Source organism: Parasedimentitalea nitratireducens, assembly GCF_057444295.1.
Window position 1 is genome coordinate 237,533 of record NZ_JBYAXC010000004.1, and the last position, 15,234, is coordinate 252,766.

The window sequence follows — 15,234 nt, forward strand, 5'->3', positions numbered from 1 at the left end:
CGCTAAGTGCCGCAAATATTTTGCAGTTGAACCCAATCGCGATCGTTTAAAACAGGTTCCAGACTGCGCCCCGCCATGGGGTCGGCTTCGATCAAGCCCAACACCTTTTCTCCGGAGACGTCTTGCGAATAGGCGTACGGGGTAGTGGGGATTGCTGCTTGGGCAAATATAGCCAGGATTTTGTCTTCAGGAACGTCCGGGCGTGGGGTGTTCACCACTGATTCTGCGTATTGATCAAGATTGTTGCGGTCCAGCTTCCCAGTTGTAAGGAGCCGGAACGTCGACAGCATTCCACCAGCATTTAGAACTTCTTCCAAAGAGTCACTGGCCTCGGCTCTGGCACGTTCCACCAAAACGGCACCGGCCGCGACCGCGGGATCTTCGTGATCTTCGATCAGCGAACTGCTCAGCAAAATGATGCCGCCGGGTAAGTGAAGACTTGGAGCCACACCTTCGCGCAAGATGACGATCTGCCGTGCGCCGGTCCGCTCGGCTAAGCGGGCAAGGATTGGGGCTGATTCCTGGGTTGAGCACGCCTGTCCGGACACTCTTTCGATGCGTCCCAGTAAGGCTTGGCCAATGGCCTTGCGTTTGATTTCGGGAACAACGCTAACCGTATGACGCATCATTGCGCCTGGTAGCCAGACAACCAGCAATGCGGCGACCAATCCCAGACCGCCAAGGACACTGACGGTGCGCAATCGTCCCGGATGGGCACGTGCACCTTCAATTGCGTTGCGAAGCTTGTCGATGGCGTCGAGCATCGCGGTTTCATCCTGGTCCAGCTCTAGTGTTTCACCCGGATCCCCATCCGGGTGGAAAATTGCGGGGAATTGTCCAGGGTTTAGGCGTTCCAATGCGGCCAGCGACCAATGTGCTAATGGCTGATCTTGCATGTTAGAAATGGTCAACGTGGCATCGCCAATGGAGACAACCACATCACGGCGTTGATCTTCGGGCTTCGCACGCCACAATCCCGCAGCCTCAAGCCGTTGGTATTCTTTCAGTGCCGTCATATGCCCGTTCGTGCCATTTCCTCAATCTTGGTTGACGCTAACACGGCAAAGCAAGGCCGGCAAATGCCTTTGCGCCCACGCCTAGATATCCTTGGCAAGCTTGCGCAGCTCGAACTTTTGGATTTTCCCGGTCGAGGTTTTGGGGAGTTCTTGGAAAACGATGTGTTTTGGAGCCTTGAACCCGGCCAGTGTTTGACGGCTAAAGGCAATCAGCCCACGTTCGTTTATGTCTGCTCCAGGCTTTAGTTCAACAAAAGCACAGGGGACTTCGCCCCATTTGTCGTCCGGTTTTGCTACCACCGCAGCCAGGTTAACGTCTGGGTGCTCCATCAAAACGCCTTCAACTTCGACAGAAGATATGTTCTCTCCGCCCGAGATAATGATGTCTTTGGCCCGGTCAGCGATCTGCACATAGCTGTCGGGGTGCTGCACCGCAATGTCGCCGGAATTGAAATACCCTCCAGCAAAGGCTTCTGCCGTTGCCTCTGGGTTCTTCAGGTATCCTTTCATGACCGAATTGCCACGAATGGCAATCTCGCCCTGGCTAACACCATCCATTGGCACCGGAGTGTGATTACTATCGCGCACCACCACGTGTTCCATCATTGGCATGGCAACGCCTTGCCGTGCTTTGATGGCGGCTACGCCAGATTTTTCCAGTTCATCCCAGTCACCACCTTTCCAGTAGCATTCGGTGATGTGACCATAGGTTTCAGTCAGCCCATAAACTTGCGTGACGTTGAACCCCAGATCCTCGATCTTGGCCAATGTGGCTGGGGCAGGGGGCGCACCTGCGGTAAAGACTTCCACCTTGTGGTCAAAGTCCCGCCGGTCCTCGTCAGCTGCGTTGACGATCATGTTCAACACAATGGGGGCCCCGCCGAAATGAGTGACGCCTTCGTCATGGATGGCGTTGTAAACGGCCTGCGCGGTGACATCTCGGCAGCATACCAATGTTCCACCAATCAGCGGCATCATCCAGGTGTGGTTCCAGCCATTACAGTGAAACAGTGGAACAATGGTCAGATAAACCGGATGCAGCACCATGCGCCACGACACCACTGTCCCCATGGTCATGAGATAAGCACCACGGTGATGATAGACGACCCCCTTGGGACGGCCTGTAGTGCCCGAGGTGTAGTTGAGTGCCAAGCTCTCCCATTCGTCGTCGGGCGTGATCCAGTCAAAATCCGGTTCGCCTCCGCTGAGGAGGTCCTCATAACTCTTGTACCGGCCGCTGGCAGGCCAACCGGCATGCTCATCGGCAACCTCGATTAGGGTCGGGGCCGGGCCTTGCATCTCTGCTATTGCGGATTCGGCGAGCGCGATGAACTGGGGATCGACCAACACCACCTTGGCGCCGCCATGGTCAAAAATATAAGCCACTGTTGAGACATCAAGCCGCGTGTTGATAGTATTCAGCACCGCACCACAGGCGGGCACACCAAAATGGGCTTCGGCTTGGGCAGGCAGGTTTGGGATGAGTGTCGCAACAACATCGCCGGATTTCACGCCCATCTGCACAAGCCCCGAGGCCAGCTGGCTGCACCGTTGGTAGTATTCCCCATAGGTTTTGCGATGGGGGCCATAGCTGACAGCAAGATGATCCTTGAATACAGTTGCCGCGCGCCGAAGATGTGACAGCGGCGTAAGCGCCACATGGTTTGCCGCAGTCTTCTCCAGCCCTGCCTCGTCAGCCATCCAACCCATAGCAATCCTCCGCTTAGTCCATTGTGTTTGAGTAACCAGAAGATACTGCGCAATCTTATTTCACTTGGGAAGGGGTAGAGTGATTTCATTACGCTTTGAAACACTTGTGTGAGACCATGGGTTCCAAGACCGCACCTGAAAAGTCTACTTTCTGGGGTACCCACGCAGAAATTGACAATCAGTTTGGGCTGCATACTACTCCTTTAAAACGCTTGAACGCTCTTTATTAATTAGACTTGGGGAGAAGAAGAATATGTCAGATCACGGTTATGCATCCGGCCGCCTGAACCTGCCTTTTGTCGGCATCTCAACCTTTGCCAAAAAAGAGTATGTCTCGGATTGGGACAGGATTGACGCTGACGTGGCAATCCTTGGGGCACCTTATGATTTTGGCTGTCAGTTTCGCCCTGGGGCGCGTTTTGGTCCGCGTGCGGTGCGCGAGGCCTCGACCCTGTTCAGCTTTGGTCATGCCGGGGCCTATGATCACGAGGACGACGCAACCTATCTGGGCAGCGATGTACGGATTGTTGACATCGGTGATGCAGATATCATTCACACCAAAACCCAAGAAAGCCACGCCAACATTGAGTATGGGGTCAAAAAGATCTTGGATGCAGGCGCGCTGCCTGTGACCATTGGTGGTGATCATTCCATCAACATTCCCTGCATCAACGCCTTTGCCGAGAACTGCGCTGAACAGGGCCCGATCCACGTGGTCCAGATCGATGCGCATCTGGATTTTGTAGATGAACGTCACGGCGTAACAGTGGGGCACGGAAACCCGATGCGCCGGGCGATTGAAAAAGACTATGTCTCGGGGATGACACAGCTTGGCATTCGCAATGTGTCGTCGACTGCCAAAGAGGGCTATGACGACGCCCGCGCCCGAGGCTCTGACATCCTGTCAGTTCGGCAAGTACGTGAGCTGGGAACCGAAGGGGTTCTGGACAGGATCCCACAAGGGGCCCGGTACTATGTGACCATCGATATCGATGCTTTTTGCCCATCCATCGCTGCAGGTACAGGAACCCCCAGCCATGGTGGCTTCATGTATTACGATGTGTTGGAAATCTTACAGGGACTGAGCGCGCGTGGCGATGTGGTGGGTATAGATCTAGTCGAAGTCGCACCGGCCTATGATCCAACCGAAAGCACACAGGTCCTGGCAGCCCAATTGCTGTTGAACTTCTTAGGGTTCATTTTTCATAACAAAGTGCCAGCCGAGTGATCCCGGCTGTGTCAGGTGGTTGTAAAGCCGTGGTTTCCTTTTTTGAACCAATGGCATAGCCTTCGAATATGATCCTCTCTCTTGGCCGTTCTTATGTTTTTATTCACATCCCGAAAACGGGAGGGACGGCCTTGGCTTTGGCGCTTGAAGACCGGGCCATGGCCGATGACATCATGCTGGGCGACACACCCAAATCATCGCGCAGACGACATCGGGTCAAAGATATCACCACCCGCGGACGCAAGTGGAAGCATTCCACAATGGCTGACATCGAAGGGTTGATTCCCGGTGACCAACTGCGAGGCCTGTTTGCCTTTACCTTGGTGCGTAATCCATGGGATCGGGCTGTAAGTTATTATCACTGGCTAATAGACCAGAGCTTTGAACATCCGTCGGTCGATTTGGCCAAGCATCTGAATTTTACCGACTTTGTCTGTCATCCCCAAACGATGGCATCCTTTAGGACCTCAACAGCCTCTTCATATATGCGTCATGCCGATGGGAGTGAACAATGCCAGCTATTTATCCGGCTCGAACACTTCGAAGTTGATGCCCAACCGTTGTTTGATCACTTGGGGTTCGAGCTGAAATTACCGCTTAGCAATACCTCTGTTCGGTCACGCGACTGGCGGAAATACTATGATGATCAAAGCGCCGAGGCCGTGGCCCAAAGCTGCGCAGAAGATATCAAACGATTTGAATACTATTTTAACGATTCACCGTTACCCCTCTGATTAGAAGTTGAGCTGTTGTCATCCAAACGGGGCCCAATTCGTTGCTTTTGAATGCATTGAGCTTTGGATGCCGACAATGACTCCGAGATGCCTTTATTCGGCCCATTTACGGCCCGAAGTTCGGGCTTTTTGGATAGATGAAATTGCGCGCGCTTTTGCCATCGGGCAGGGCCGTCTTTTTAGAAGGAAAAGACGATGTTTGATTGGATCACCAAGCGTAGGGCACCAAGAGTGGCGTCTCGGTTGAGCAGTACTTATCAGATGATGCCAACTGGCCTGGGTGGATTTTTTGCAGGTACCCACGTCGCCTCAAACCTAGGCTGGCGCCCAGTTGAAGCGTTGAGTGTTGGCGACAGAGTTTTGACCTTTGATCATGGTATGCAGCTGATTACCGAGATGCACCGTGAAACGTTTTTGGTAACTGAAGGGGCAATGGATGCAGCTCATAGCCCTATGATGGTGCCAAAGGATGCATTGAACAATCGTGCACCTATGTGGGTCATGCCGGATCAAGGCATACTGTTGGAAAGCGACCTTGCCATTGATGCACAGGGTGATCCATTTGTGGTGGTGCCTGCCTGTACTTTGGAAGGGTATCGCGGCATCGAACGTGCACCAGTGGGTCAGCGGTTGGAAATCATTGTGCCGCGTTTTGCACGGGATGAGGTGATATATCTGGAAGCAGGACTGTTAGGTTTTAGCCCGACACGAAGCAATATTCTGGAAATGGCTGGTATCGAAGAGAGCCTGTATCGTGTGTTGCCGCCCAATGAAGCACGGGAATTGGTCAGCAACATCGTTGCTGAAGAAGAGTTTTGGTCAGGGGACATGACGCTGGGGGCAGCTACGCCTGATACGCAACAGTTCTCTTCGGCGCGCCATTAAACGGTCATCGTAAGATAAACTTGAGTAAACAAAAAGCCACTGCAGAATACCTGCAGTGGCTTCTTTCTTTTGTAAACTTACGCGGCCTGTTTGCTTGGATCAAACCGCCCGTAAAAGCTCTGACCCTTGGCTGCCATTTCACGCAACAATGGCGGGCAAGCAAAGCGTTCGCCAAACTTCGCTTCCAACGCATCGCAGCGTTCAGCGGCATAAGGCGTGCCCAGAATATCCAACCAACTCAGCGGCCCGCCAGACCAGGGCGCAAAGCCCCAGGCCAGAACGGCACCAACGTCACCTTCGCGGATGTCTTCCAACACACCTTCTTCCAGTGCTTTCACGGCTTCCAGAACTTGAGAGAACATCAACCGTTCTTGAACTTCGATCAGGTCGGGCTGATCTTCGGCCAGCGGGTACTTGTCGTGCACGCCCTTCCAATACTCAACACGCTTTCCTTTTTCGTCGTAGTCAAAGAAACCAGCGTTTGCTTTGCGGCCCAAACGGCCCTGTTCTTCGAGCCAGAAGATAAGATCATCCGCCGCACTTTCCGGGTAGGCATCGCCCATGGCTGCCTTGGTGGCGCGGGCAATTTTGGCCCCCAGATCAATCGAAGTTTCATCGGTCAATTGGACTGGGCCCACAGGAAAACCAAGCTGGCGTGCTGCGTTGTCGATCAATACAGGTGATACACCCTCGGTGATCATCCGCGCACCTTCGTTTACATAAGGGATGATGCAGCGGTTGCAGTAGAAGAACCGCGCGTCATTGACCACGATTGGTGTCTTGCGGATCTGACGCACATAGTCGAGCGCCTTGGCCACAGCACGATCACCGGTTTTCTCACCCTTGATGATTTCCACCAGGAACATCTTTTCAACAGGTGAGAAGAAGTGGATGCCAATGAACTGTTCAGGACGAACCGATGCCTCGGCCAAACCGGTGATCGGCAGGGTCGAGGTGTTAGAGGCAAAGATGCAATCCCCGGGAATGATCGCCTCAACCTTCTTGGTCATCTCGGCCTTGACTCCTGGGTCTTCGAACACCGCTTCGATGATCAAGTCACAGCCTTTCAGCTGCTCCAAGTCTGGCGTTGCGGTGATCCGCTCCAGCAGCGCCTCTTTCTTCTCGGGTGTGGCCTTGCCGCGCTTGATGCCCTTGTCCATGTAGGTCGCGGAATAGGCCTTGCCCTTGTCGGCGGCCTCTTGATCGCGGTCAACCAGTACCACTTCCATGCCTGCCTGCGCTGAAACCAGCGCAATTCCTGCGCCCATCATGCCTGCGCCCAAAACGCCAATCTTCTTGACCGACTGGTCCTCGACGCCCTCGGGACGGACCGCGCCTTTCTCCAAAGCCTGCTTGTTGATGAACAGGCTGCGGATCATTGCGGATGACGATGGGTTCATCAGAACATGGGTGAACCAGCGCGCCTCGATCTTCAGCGCATTGTCAAAATCAACCAGCGCGCCCTCATAGATAGCGCTCAGCAGAGCTTTAGCCGCAGGAAAGGCACCCTGTGTCTTACCATTGATCATGGCGCTGGCACCAACAAAGGTCATGAAGCCAGCAGGGTGATACGGGGCACCACCGGGCATTTTATAGCCCTTGGCGTCCCAGGGTTTAACGATGTCCACAGGCTTAGCATTCAGCACCCACTGACGAGCAGCCTCAAGCGGGTTGACATCAACCGCGTCGATCAACTTTGCACCCTTGGCCTTTTTCGGATCCAGCATCTTACCTTCCAGCAAGACCGGAGCCGCCGCCATCGCACCAACCATGCGCGAATAGCGGATGGTGCCGCCGCCGCCGGGGAAGATTCCTAGCATGATTTCCGGTAGGCCAATTTTGGATTTTGGATTGTCGGTCATCACCCGGTGATGACAGGCCAGCGCAATCTCGGTGCCAATGCCAGCGCAGGTGCCGTTGATAGCACAGGCCACCGGCTTGCCGCCCTTGTTGGTCTTGGGTTCCATCCCGGCGCGCTCTAGCTTGCGCAGAATACGGTGGCCGTTCATGGTGAAATCAAACAGGCCCTGGGCTGGCTCGTCGCCAGACTCTTCGCGGATGCTGGCAAGCACGTTCAGGTCCATGCCTCCGGCAAAGTCTTTCTTGCCGCTGGTGATCACCACGCCTTTGACAGCATCATCTGCCAGTGCGCGGTCGATGTAGTCCTCGACCAGACCAAAGGCCTTGCGGGTCAGCACATTCATGGACTTGCCAACGGCATCCCAGGTGATGATGGCCACGCCATCTGCGTCGACGTCATATGTAAAATCGGTCATGTCTCATCTCCGATCTGGTCAGCCGTCAATGGGCTGCCGTCCTTGCGGGTAAAGGCGTAACCGTCCGGGTCAACCTTCACCATCATGTCAATATCGCTGTAAAAAGCAGTTTCAGTTTCGGTGCGCGTACCCACCACCAAAAAAGCGGCGGGCGCATCTGTTTTATTCACCAAGTGGTGGCCATTGGCGTCGCCAGCGGGGAAGCTGGCACAATCACCGGGCAGCATCTCGTGTTCGCCGTCGTCATCGATCAGCGCCAGCTTGCCTTCGGTCATCATCAGGAACTCGTCCTGCTGCATATGGTAGTGGCGCAGCGACGACAGGCCGCCGGGTTCCAGCCGCACAATATTCACGCCGTATTGGGTGATGCCACTGGCATCGCCCAACCGTTGGCTACTGCGGCCTTTGACCTCGGCATCCAGCTTGCCGGGATAAACCGAGCCACTGCGAAACGGGATTTGGGAAAGATCTAGCTTTGGCATCAGATATTTCTCCAGCTCTTTGAAAGCGAGGGTGCCGTTTTTGTTAGGTTATTCATTAACTTCCTCCGTATTCGTTGGAGCACATGCGTGCGCCTCTTCCGGATAGGTCTTTGCGAGTTCGTCTCGAACCTGCATGAGGATTTGACCAAGCAGGTTTTGCCCTGGCCAAAGGTCAGGTGGTGTTTCCTCGGCGGCAGCCCTGTCCAAGCCAATACCCCAAATGGTGTCGACAGGGCTTGCCTCGACCAATTGTAGTGGGATTGTCTGAAACAACTTCCGCCGAAGCCCCTTGTTTTGCCCGTATTTCGACCTGTTGATTTCAGTAACGATCCGGGCCTTAGCTTCGTCCCATTGAGCTTCTTCAAATCCACGCACCCGTCGGCCAAGCGCTTTTTGACGCCCAGGTTCAGGCTCTGCAAGGATCTGCGCGGCAACGTCTTGATCACCAAACAGAATTGCTTTCTCATACATCATTGCTTGTTCAGCAGTTTCAAACTGCTGCCCGGCATGTTCAAATCCGCTACGTTGCCATTGGCTAAACGGGCCCGACCAAAAGAAATGATATTTTTTCGCGTGGTTGCTCATGGCTCTTTAGACGCGTTCAATGATTGTGGCGGCACCCATGCCGGATGCAATACACAGTGTGGCCAGACCCATTTCCTTGTCCTGACGTTCCAGCTCATCCAACAATGTGCCGATGATGATCGCTCCTGTTGCGCCCAGCGGGTGGCCCATGGCGATGGAACCGCCATTGACGTTTACAACTCCGGGATCAACGTCAAACGCCTGCTGGAAGCGCATCACGACAGAGGCAAAGGCCTCGTTGACCTCGAACAGGTCGATGTCACCGATCACCATGCCATTGTCGGCCAGGATCTTCTGGGTGACAGGAACCGGGCCAGTCAACATGATGGTCGGGTCGGTGCCGATCTTGCCGGTAGCCTTGATCTTGGCACGAGGGGTCAGGCCATATTCTTCGCCGAACTCTTTGTTGCCAATCAAAACAGCGGCTGCGCCATCGACGATTCCGGACGAGTTGCCCGCGTGGTGGATGTGATTGATCCGCTCCAGATGCGGGTATTTCATCATCGCGACCTTATCAAATCCGGGCATCTGCTCACCCATCATCTGGAACGCAGGGTTTAACGCGCCCAGTGACTGCATATCAGTCTGAGGCCGCATGTATTCATCGCGGTCCAGCATCGGTAACCCGTTCTGGTCGCGAACAGTAATGACAGACTTGTCAAAGCGGCCTTCTGCCCAGGCCTGCGATGCGCGCCGTTGGGATTCCACTGCCAATGCGTCGGCTTGTTCACGGGTGAAACCATACTCAGTCGCAATAATATCGGCCGAGATGCCCTGCGGCACAAAGTACTGATCCATCGCCAGTGTTGGATCCACGGCAATGGCCGCACCGTCCGAGCCCATCGCCACGCGGCCCATCATTTCAACGCCACCGGCGATATAGGCATTGCCTGCGCCGCCTTTGACCTGGTTTGCGGCCAGATTGACGGCCTCCATACCCGAGGCACAGAACCGGTTGATCGCTAAGCCGGGGATGCGTTCATCCAGATCGGATGCCAACACGGCCGAGCGCGCCAGACAGCCGCCCTGTTCCTTGACCTGGGTGACATTGCCCCAGATCACGTCCTCAACCGCGTGGCCGTCCAGATTGTTGCGTTCTTTGACCGCATTCAGGGTCAGCGCCGACAGGCGCAGCGAGGTCACTTCGTGCAGGCTGCCATCTTTGCGGCCTTTGCCACGCGGTGTGCGCAGCGCGTCATAGATATAAGCTTCGGTCATGATGCTCTCCTCAAACTCGGTCCGACGGGTTGCCGGGCATCAATTCATAAGGGTGTTTCCAGCCGGGCAGGGCGCTGATGCGGTTCAGCCAGGCGTCGATATTGGGGTAGTCCTTGCGGTCAAAGCCAAAGGGCTCTTCGTAGAACAGATAGCCGCAGCAGGTCAGATCCGCGTTGGTCAGGCTGTCGCCAACCATCCACTCGCGGCCCTCTAGGTGCATGTTTAACGTGGTGAACGCTGCCCGCAGGCGTCCCTTCATAAAGGCGATCACATCAGCCGGGCGTTTCTCTTCCGGTAGGAAGTTGATCAAAAAACGGGTCATTCCGATTTGGCTGGACAGTTTGTGGTTGTCCCACAGCACCCAGCGCAGAACTTCGTATTTGTCCTCTGGCGCGCCACCGAACTTGCCAGTCTTGTCGGTGATATACTGCTGGATGACACCAGACTGCGACAGGCGGACATCGCCGTCGATCATCACCGGGGCTTCAGCCATCACATTCAGGTCGCGGTATTCGCTGCTGCGATGAACGCCGCTGAAAAAGTCTACGAACACCGGTTCCCAATCCAAACCCGCCAGTTCCAGCGCCAATGCCGCCTTATAAGAATGGCCACTTTCGCCAAAGCAGTGCAGTTTAATGGTCATGGTCTTCTCCCAATTTATTCTTGTCACAGGTCCAGGACCTGCGTTGATGTCAGAGACTGCGTGAAATCAGCTCTTTCATGATCTCATTTGTGCCGCCATAGATCCGCTGCACCCGTGCATCAGTCCACATTTCAGCAACGGCGTATTCCTGCATAAAGCCATAACCGCCGTGCATTTGCAGGCATTCATCCAGCACTTCGCCCTGGGTGTCGGTGATCCAGTATTTCGCCATCGCGGCTTTCTCGACCGTCAGTTCACCGCGCAGATGGTCCGCCATGCATTCGTCAAAAAACGCTCGCGCAACCTTGGTTTTGGTCAGGCATTCCACCAGCTTGAACCGGGTGTTCTGGAACTGTGTCAGCGGCCCGCCAAAGGCCTCGCGCTCTTTGCAATAGGCGATGGTGCGTTCAACCGCGCCTTCCATTGCGCCGATGGCACCTGCTGCAATGATCAGCCGTTCCTGTGGCAACTGCTTCATCATCTGGTAGAACCCCTGGCCCTCGGTCTGGCCAAGGATGTTTTCAGGTGGGATTTCCACATTGTCAAAGAACAGCTCGGACGTATCGGCCGCATGCAGCCCAATTTTGTCGAGGTTGCGACCACGTTGAAACCCACTGGCCCCATCGGTTTCAACCACCACCAGCGACACACCTTTAGATCCAAGCGACGGATCGGTCTTGGCGGCCACAATGATCAGGTTAGCGTGCTGGCCATTGGTGATGAATGTTTTCTGCCCTGACAAGCGATAGGCGTTGCCTTCGCGGATGGCCTTGGTCTTGATGTTTTGAACATCCGATCCGGTTGATGGCTCAGTCATCGCCAGCGCACCAACGAACTCCCCAGATACCATCTTGGGCAACCAGCGCTGTTTTTGCTCTTCGCTGCCATAGGCAAGGATGTAGTGGGCGACGATGCCTGAATGGATGCCGTTGCCCCAGCTGGCCAAATTGGCGCGGCTGGCCTCAAGAAGGATGGCGGCCTCGTGACCAAAGTCCCCCCCCGCACCGCCGAACTCCTCGGGGATTGAGGGGCACAGCAGACCCAATTCACCGGCTTGGCCCCAAGTGTCGCGGTCCATCATGCCTTGGTCGCGCCACTTGTCATATAGTGGCATCCATTCGTTGGTGATGAACTGAGCGGTCATATCCGCCAGCATTTGGTGTTCGTCCGTCATCCAGGCAGATTGGGTGGTGCTAAATGTCATATCTCTCCCCTAGGCACGCTCGTTCCGGCGCTTATCTATCGTTTCCTGACGTCCAGATCGGCATTGAACAAGCGCAACCGATGAGGCAGATTTTCGGCGTCGGTGACACTGTCAAAATTTTCAAACAAAAACGACAGCGCCTCGCCTTCGTCCAGCCCAGCCTCAGTTGCAAAGCGTTTCAGGCGGCGATAGCCGTCTTCGGTCATGGCAACTGGAAAGCGTCGGGTCAGGCGAAATCGTTTAGGCATATCAGATCCTTGAAACAGGGTGGAAAGGCGGGAATTCCCGCCATCCCTATCTTAGAATTGGTCAGCCTGCAGCGCCATCACAGTATCTGCGCCGCTTTGAATACGGGTCAGATGCATCGAAGTGGCAGGCAGGCGACGTGCCATATAATACCGGCCAGTTGTCAGCTTTGTCTCATAGAACGCAGCGTCAGAGGCCCCAGCTTCAAGCGCGCCTTGGGCTGCCTTACCCATCTGCGCCCACATCAGGCCCAGGCAGACATGGCCAAACATGTGCATGAAGTCATAAGACCCGGCCAGCGCGTTGTTCGGGTTCTTCATCCCGTTCTGCATGAAGTACATGCCAGCGGCTTGCAGGTCCTTGCTCGCAGCTTTCAGCGGCTCAACGAAATCGGCAGTGAAGGCTTCGGAAATGTCGCCATTGTCCTTGCAGAAGGTTTTGACCATCTCAAAGAAGGCCATCACGTGCTTGCCGCCATCGGCACCCAGTTTGCGACCCACCAGATCCAGCGCCTGCACACCGTTGGCCCCCTCATAGATCTGCGCAATACGGGCGTCGCGGGTGAACTGGCTCATGCCGTGTTCTTCGATGTAGCCGTGACCGCCATAAACCTGCTGGGCACGCACGGTCATGTCATAGCCTTCATCCGTCAGGAAGCCCTTGATCACAGGGGTCAGCAATGAAACCAGCCCGTCGGCATCCTTGTCTTCATTGCGATGCGCAGCGTCGATCATCGACGCGCCCCAAAGCAGAAACGCGCGACCGCCTTCGGTGAAACTTTTCTGATCCATCAAAGAACGGCGTATATCCGGGTGCACGATCAGCGGATCAGCTGGCCCATCCGGGTTCTTCGGTCCAGTTACATCGCGGCCCTGTAGGCGATCCTTGGCGTATTCCACCGCATTCTGATAGGCGGCTTCGGCCTGAGATACGCCCTGCATGCCAACACCCAAACGGGCTTCGTTCATCATGGTGAACATGGCGCGCATACCCTTGTGCATGTCACCAAGCAGATAGCCCGTGGCTTCGTCATAGTTCATCACGCAGGTTGAATTGCCGTGGATGCCCATTTTCTTTTCGATGTTGCCAACGGACACGCCGTTACGGTTGCCCAGGCTGCCGTCTTCGTTGACGTGGAACTTGGGCACGATGAACAGGGACACACCCTTGATGCCATCGGGGCCGCCAGGGATCTTGGCCAATACAAGGTGAATGATGTTATCGGCCATGTCGTGTTCGCCAGCCGAGATAAAGATCTTTTGTCCCGAAATCTTGTAGCTGCCATCGTCTTGTGGCTCGGCTTTGGTGCGCATCAGGCCCAAATCGGTGCCACAATGGGGCTCGGTCAGGTTCATGGTACCGGTCCACTCACAAGACACCATGTTGGGCAGATAGGTATCTTTCTGCTGGTCGGTGCCATGTGCCAAAATGGCGGATGCCGCGCCATGGGTCAGGCCCTGATACATCACAAACGCTTGGTTTGCGCCCGAGAACATTTCACCCACAGCAGTGCCCATGACATAGGGCATGTTCTGGCCGCCATATTGCTCGGGCATATCCAACCCGGTCCAGCCGCCTACTTTCATCTGGTCAAAGGCTGCCTTGAAACCAGTAGGGGTGCGAACCACGCCATTTTCCAGCGAACAACCTTCGGTGTCACCGACAACATTCAAGGGTTGAAGAACTTCACCCGCAATTTTACCGGCTTCTTCCAGGATCGCGCTGGTGAACTCAGGGTCCAGCTCGTCATAGCCGGGGACATCTGATGCGGTAACCTTGAGAACATCGTGCAACAGAAACTGCATGTCTTTGGTCGGGGCGGAATAAACTGGCATCGGGGGCTCTCTGATATCTTGGAACTACGGGTGTGCAACAACAGCAACGCAAGGGCGCTATTGGAGCTATTCAGCGGCTTTCTGACCGGACTTGACCGAGGCGATAACTTTCTCGCCCCACTTTAGCTGTTGCTTCAGGTCGTCAATGGCCTCGTTCAGCTCATCTCGTTGACGCTCCATGTCGGCCAGCCGATCACAAGCAATGTCATATGTGCGCGACAGCTGCGTGTGCTGCTGGTCACCCATATGGTAGAGATCCAGAAGCTGACGAATTTCTTCCAGGCTAAAGCCAAACCGTTTGCCGCGCAGAATCAGCTTCAGGCGTGCCCGGTCTCGCTTGGTAAACAGCCGTTTCTGACCCTCTCGGATTGGAAACAACAGTTCTTTGGCTTCGTAAAATCGCAAGGTGCGCGGCGTAACCTCATAGGTGTCGCACATTTCGCGGATCGTTAGGGTTTCTTCATCAGTCATCTCGGATACTCTTGCTACGGGTTGCAGTCATAAGCTGAGCTGTACAGATCTAGCTTACAACATTTTCTTGACGTTTACGTAAGTTGTACGCTGCGTCAATTCTGGATGTGACGTAGGGTCTAAATGAATACGTGCTCGGAAATTGAAAAAATTATGCTGCCCGTTACAGAGTAAGTAACGTGTCAAAAAAGAAAAAACCCTGCACAAGGCAGGGTTTATGGTGCGATATCTCGTAACTTTCTTGCTCAGGCCAAATCTTTTTCGGCCACTTTGCGGAGGCTGCTCAATTCGGCCATGGCCTCATCAATTTGCTCACGCTGAGACTGTAGCTCGATCATTTGCCGGTCAGCCATCTCCAGAAAGGCCTGCGCCTGCGCCTGATCGCCTTCGTTTTCATAGATCAATAGCCACTGGCGGATTTCCTCCAACTGAAACCCAAACCTGCGTCCACGCATGATCAATTTCATTCGGGCACGTTCACGAGCCGTATAAAACCTTGAGCGACCTTCACGATCCGGCTTCAACAACTCTATGTACTCATAGTACCGCAATGTCCGTGGCGTCACATCAAACGCCGCGCACATCTCTTTGAATGACAATCTCGTTTCGGTCATCCATGATCCTCCCTTGAGGGCAAACTAGGCACTTGCTTTGCGTTGTGCAACAGGTTGGGGTTGCTCATTGGTAAGTCGGCTGCGCAT

General features: G+C 54.8%; 15 protein-coding genes. 3 read left to right on the forward strand and 12 right to left on the reverse strand.

Annotation, left to right across the window (positions count from 1 at the left end):
* Positions 1-2 precede the first annotated feature (2 nt).
* Positions 3-1,016 carry a hypothetical protein gene (locus AC2T28_RS14790; protein ID WP_486748712.1) on the reverse strand — a complete coding sequence of 338 codons (1,014 nt, stop codon included), beginning with the start codon at positions 1,014-1,016 and terminating at the stop codon, positions 3-5.
* An 81-nt stretch (positions 1,017-1,097) separates the two neighbouring features.
* On the reverse strand, positions 1,098-2,726 hold the full coding sequence (locus AC2T28_RS14795; protein WP_486748711.1) for an AMP-binding protein: 1,629 nt from the start codon (positions 2,724-2,726) through the stop codon (positions 1,098-1,100).
* 253 nt (positions 2,727-2,979) lie between these two features.
* On the opposite strand from AC2T28_RS14795, the gene speB reads away from it, so the two are divergent.
* From speB to AC2T28_RS14810, 3 genes are all read left to right on the forward strand, one after another.
* Entirely contained in the window at positions 2,980-3,954 is a 975-nt protein-coding gene (gene speB / locus AC2T28_RS14800; RefSeq protein WP_486748710.1) for an agmatinase, read from the forward strand.
* Positions 3,955-4,022: 68 nt separating this feature from the next.
* The gene (locus AC2T28_RS14805; protein ID WP_486748709.1) at positions 4,023-4,688 is read left to right on the forward strand and encodes a sulfotransferase family 2 domain-containing protein; all 666 of its coding nucleotides are present in this window, start codon (positions 4,023-4,025) and stop codon (positions 4,686-4,688) included.
* 195 nt (positions 4,689-4,883) lie between these two features.
* Entirely contained in the window at positions 4,884-5,573 is a 690-nt protein-coding gene (locus AC2T28_RS14810) for a Hint domain-containing protein (RefSeq protein WP_486748708.1), read from the forward strand.
* A gap of 77 nt (positions 5,574-5,650) precedes the next feature.
* Here AC2T28_RS14810 and AC2T28_RS14815 read toward each other — a convergent pair whose 3' ends face one another.
* From AC2T28_RS14815 to AC2T28_RS14860, 10 genes are all read right to left on the reverse strand, one after another.
* Positions 5,651-7,849: a 3-hydroxyacyl-CoA dehydrogenase NAD-binding domain-containing protein gene (locus AC2T28_RS14815; protein WP_486748707.1), complete on the reverse strand. Its 2,199-nt coding sequence runs from the start codon at positions 7,847-7,849 to the stop codon at positions 5,651-5,653.
* Positions 7,846-8,331, reverse strand: coding sequence for a cupin domain-containing protein (locus AC2T28_RS14820; protein WP_486748706.1), 486 nt, complete (start codon positions 8,329-8,331; stop codon positions 7,846-7,848). The genes AC2T28_RS14815 and AC2T28_RS14820 overlap by 4 nt, the downstream gene beginning before the upstream one ends.
* Before the next feature lie 48 nt (positions 8,332-8,379).
* Positions 8,380-8,916: a riboflavin biosynthesis intermediates N-glycosidase gene (ybiA, locus tag AC2T28_RS14825; RefSeq protein WP_486748705.1), complete on the reverse strand. Its 537-nt coding sequence runs from the start codon at positions 8,914-8,916 to the stop codon at positions 8,380-8,382.
* Positions 8,917-8,922: 6 nt separating this feature from the next.
* Complete coding sequence (locus AC2T28_RS14830) at positions 8,923-10,134, reverse strand: acetyl-CoA C-acetyltransferase (protein WP_486748704.1); 1,212 nt, start codon at positions 10,132-10,134, stop codon at positions 8,923-8,925.
* A 10-nt stretch (positions 10,135-10,144) separates the two neighbouring features.
* A complete protein-coding gene (locus tag AC2T28_RS14835; protein WP_486748703.1) occupies positions 10,145-10,777 on the reverse strand; it encodes a glutathione S-transferase family protein in 633 nt (210 codons plus the stop codon).
* A 49-nt stretch (positions 10,778-10,826) separates the two neighbouring features.
* Complete coding sequence (locus tag AC2T28_RS14840) at positions 10,827-11,981, reverse strand: acyl-CoA dehydrogenase family protein (protein WP_486748702.1); 1,155 nt, start codon at positions 11,979-11,981, stop codon at positions 10,827-10,829.
* A gap of 35 nt (positions 11,982-12,016) precedes the next feature.
* The gene (locus AC2T28_RS14845) at positions 12,017-12,229 is read right to left on the reverse strand and encodes a hypothetical protein (protein WP_486748701.1); all 213 of its coding nucleotides are present in this window, start codon (positions 12,227-12,229) and stop codon (positions 12,017-12,019) included.
* Positions 12,230-12,280: 51 nt separating this feature from the next.
* Positions 12,281-14,062 carry an acyl-CoA dehydrogenase C-terminal domain-containing protein gene (locus AC2T28_RS14850; RefSeq protein WP_486748700.1) on the reverse strand — a complete coding sequence of 594 codons (1,782 nt, stop codon included), beginning with the start codon at positions 14,060-14,062 and terminating at the stop codon, positions 12,281-12,283.
* 66 nt (positions 14,063-14,128) lie between these two features.
* The gene (locus AC2T28_RS14855; protein WP_486748699.1) at positions 14,129-14,533 is read right to left on the reverse strand and encodes a MerR family transcriptional regulator; all 405 of its coding nucleotides are present in this window, start codon (positions 14,531-14,533) and stop codon (positions 14,129-14,131) included.
* 245 nt (positions 14,534-14,778) lie between these two features.
* Positions 14,779-15,147, reverse strand: coding sequence for a MerR family transcriptional regulator (locus AC2T28_RS14860; protein ID WP_486748698.1), 369 nt, complete (start codon positions 15,145-15,147; stop codon positions 14,779-14,781).
* Between the last annotated feature and the right edge of the window lie 87 nt (positions 15,148-15,234).

Coding starts and splice junctions, on each gene's coding strand:
- AC2T28_RS14790 (WP_486748712.1), bottom strand. CDS start 1,016: ATGACGGCACTGAAAGAATACCAACGGCTTGAGGCTGCGGGATTGTGG.
- AC2T28_RS14845 (WP_486748701.1), bottom strand. CDS start 12,229: ATGCCTAAACGATTTCGCCTGACCCGACGCTTTCCAGTTGCCATGACC.
- AC2T28_RS14840 (WP_486748702.1), bottom strand. CDS start 11,981: ATGACATTTAGCACCACCCAATCTGCCTGGATGACGGACGAACACCAA.
- AC2T28_RS14805 (WP_486748709.1), top strand. CDS start 4,023: ATGATCCTCTCTCTTGGCCGTTCTTATGTTTTTATTCACATCCCGAAA.
- AC2T28_RS14830 (WP_486748704.1), bottom strand. CDS start 10,134: ATGACCGAAGCTTATATCTATGACGCGCTGCGCACACCGCGTGGCAAA.
- speB (WP_486748710.1), top strand. CDS start 2,980: ATGTCAGATCACGGTTATGCATCCGGCCGCCTGAACCTGCCTTTTGTC.
- AC2T28_RS14860 (WP_486748698.1), bottom strand. CDS start 15,147: ATGACCGAAACGAGATTGTCATTCAAAGAGATGTGCGCGGCGTTTGAT.
- AC2T28_RS14815 (WP_486748707.1), bottom strand. CDS start 7,849: ATGACCGATTTTACATATGACGTCGACGCAGATGGCGTGGCCATCATC.
- AC2T28_RS14795 (WP_486748711.1), bottom strand. CDS start 2,726: ATGGGTTGGATGGCTGACGAGGCAGGGCTGGAGAAGACTGCGGCAAAC.
- AC2T28_RS14810 (WP_486748708.1), top strand. CDS start 4,884: ATGTTTGATTGGATCACCAAGCGTAGGGCACCAAGAGTGGCGTCTCGG.
- AC2T28_RS14835 (WP_486748703.1), bottom strand. CDS start 10,777: ATGACCATTAAACTGCACTGCTTTGGCGAAAGTGGCCATTCTTATAAG.
- AC2T28_RS14855 (WP_486748699.1), bottom strand. CDS start 14,533: ATGACTGATGAAGAAACCCTAACGATCCGCGAAATGTGCGACACCTAT.
- ybiA (WP_486748705.1), bottom strand. CDS start 8,916: ATGAGCAACCACGCGAAAAAATATCATTTCTTTTGGTCGGGCCCGTTT.
- AC2T28_RS14820 (WP_486748706.1), bottom strand. CDS start 8,331: ATGCCAAAGCTAGATCTTTCCCAAATCCCGTTTCGCAGTGGCTCGGTT.
- AC2T28_RS14850 (WP_486748700.1), bottom strand. CDS start 14,062: ATGCCAGTTTATTCCGCCCCGACCAAAGACATGCAGTTTCTGTTGCAC.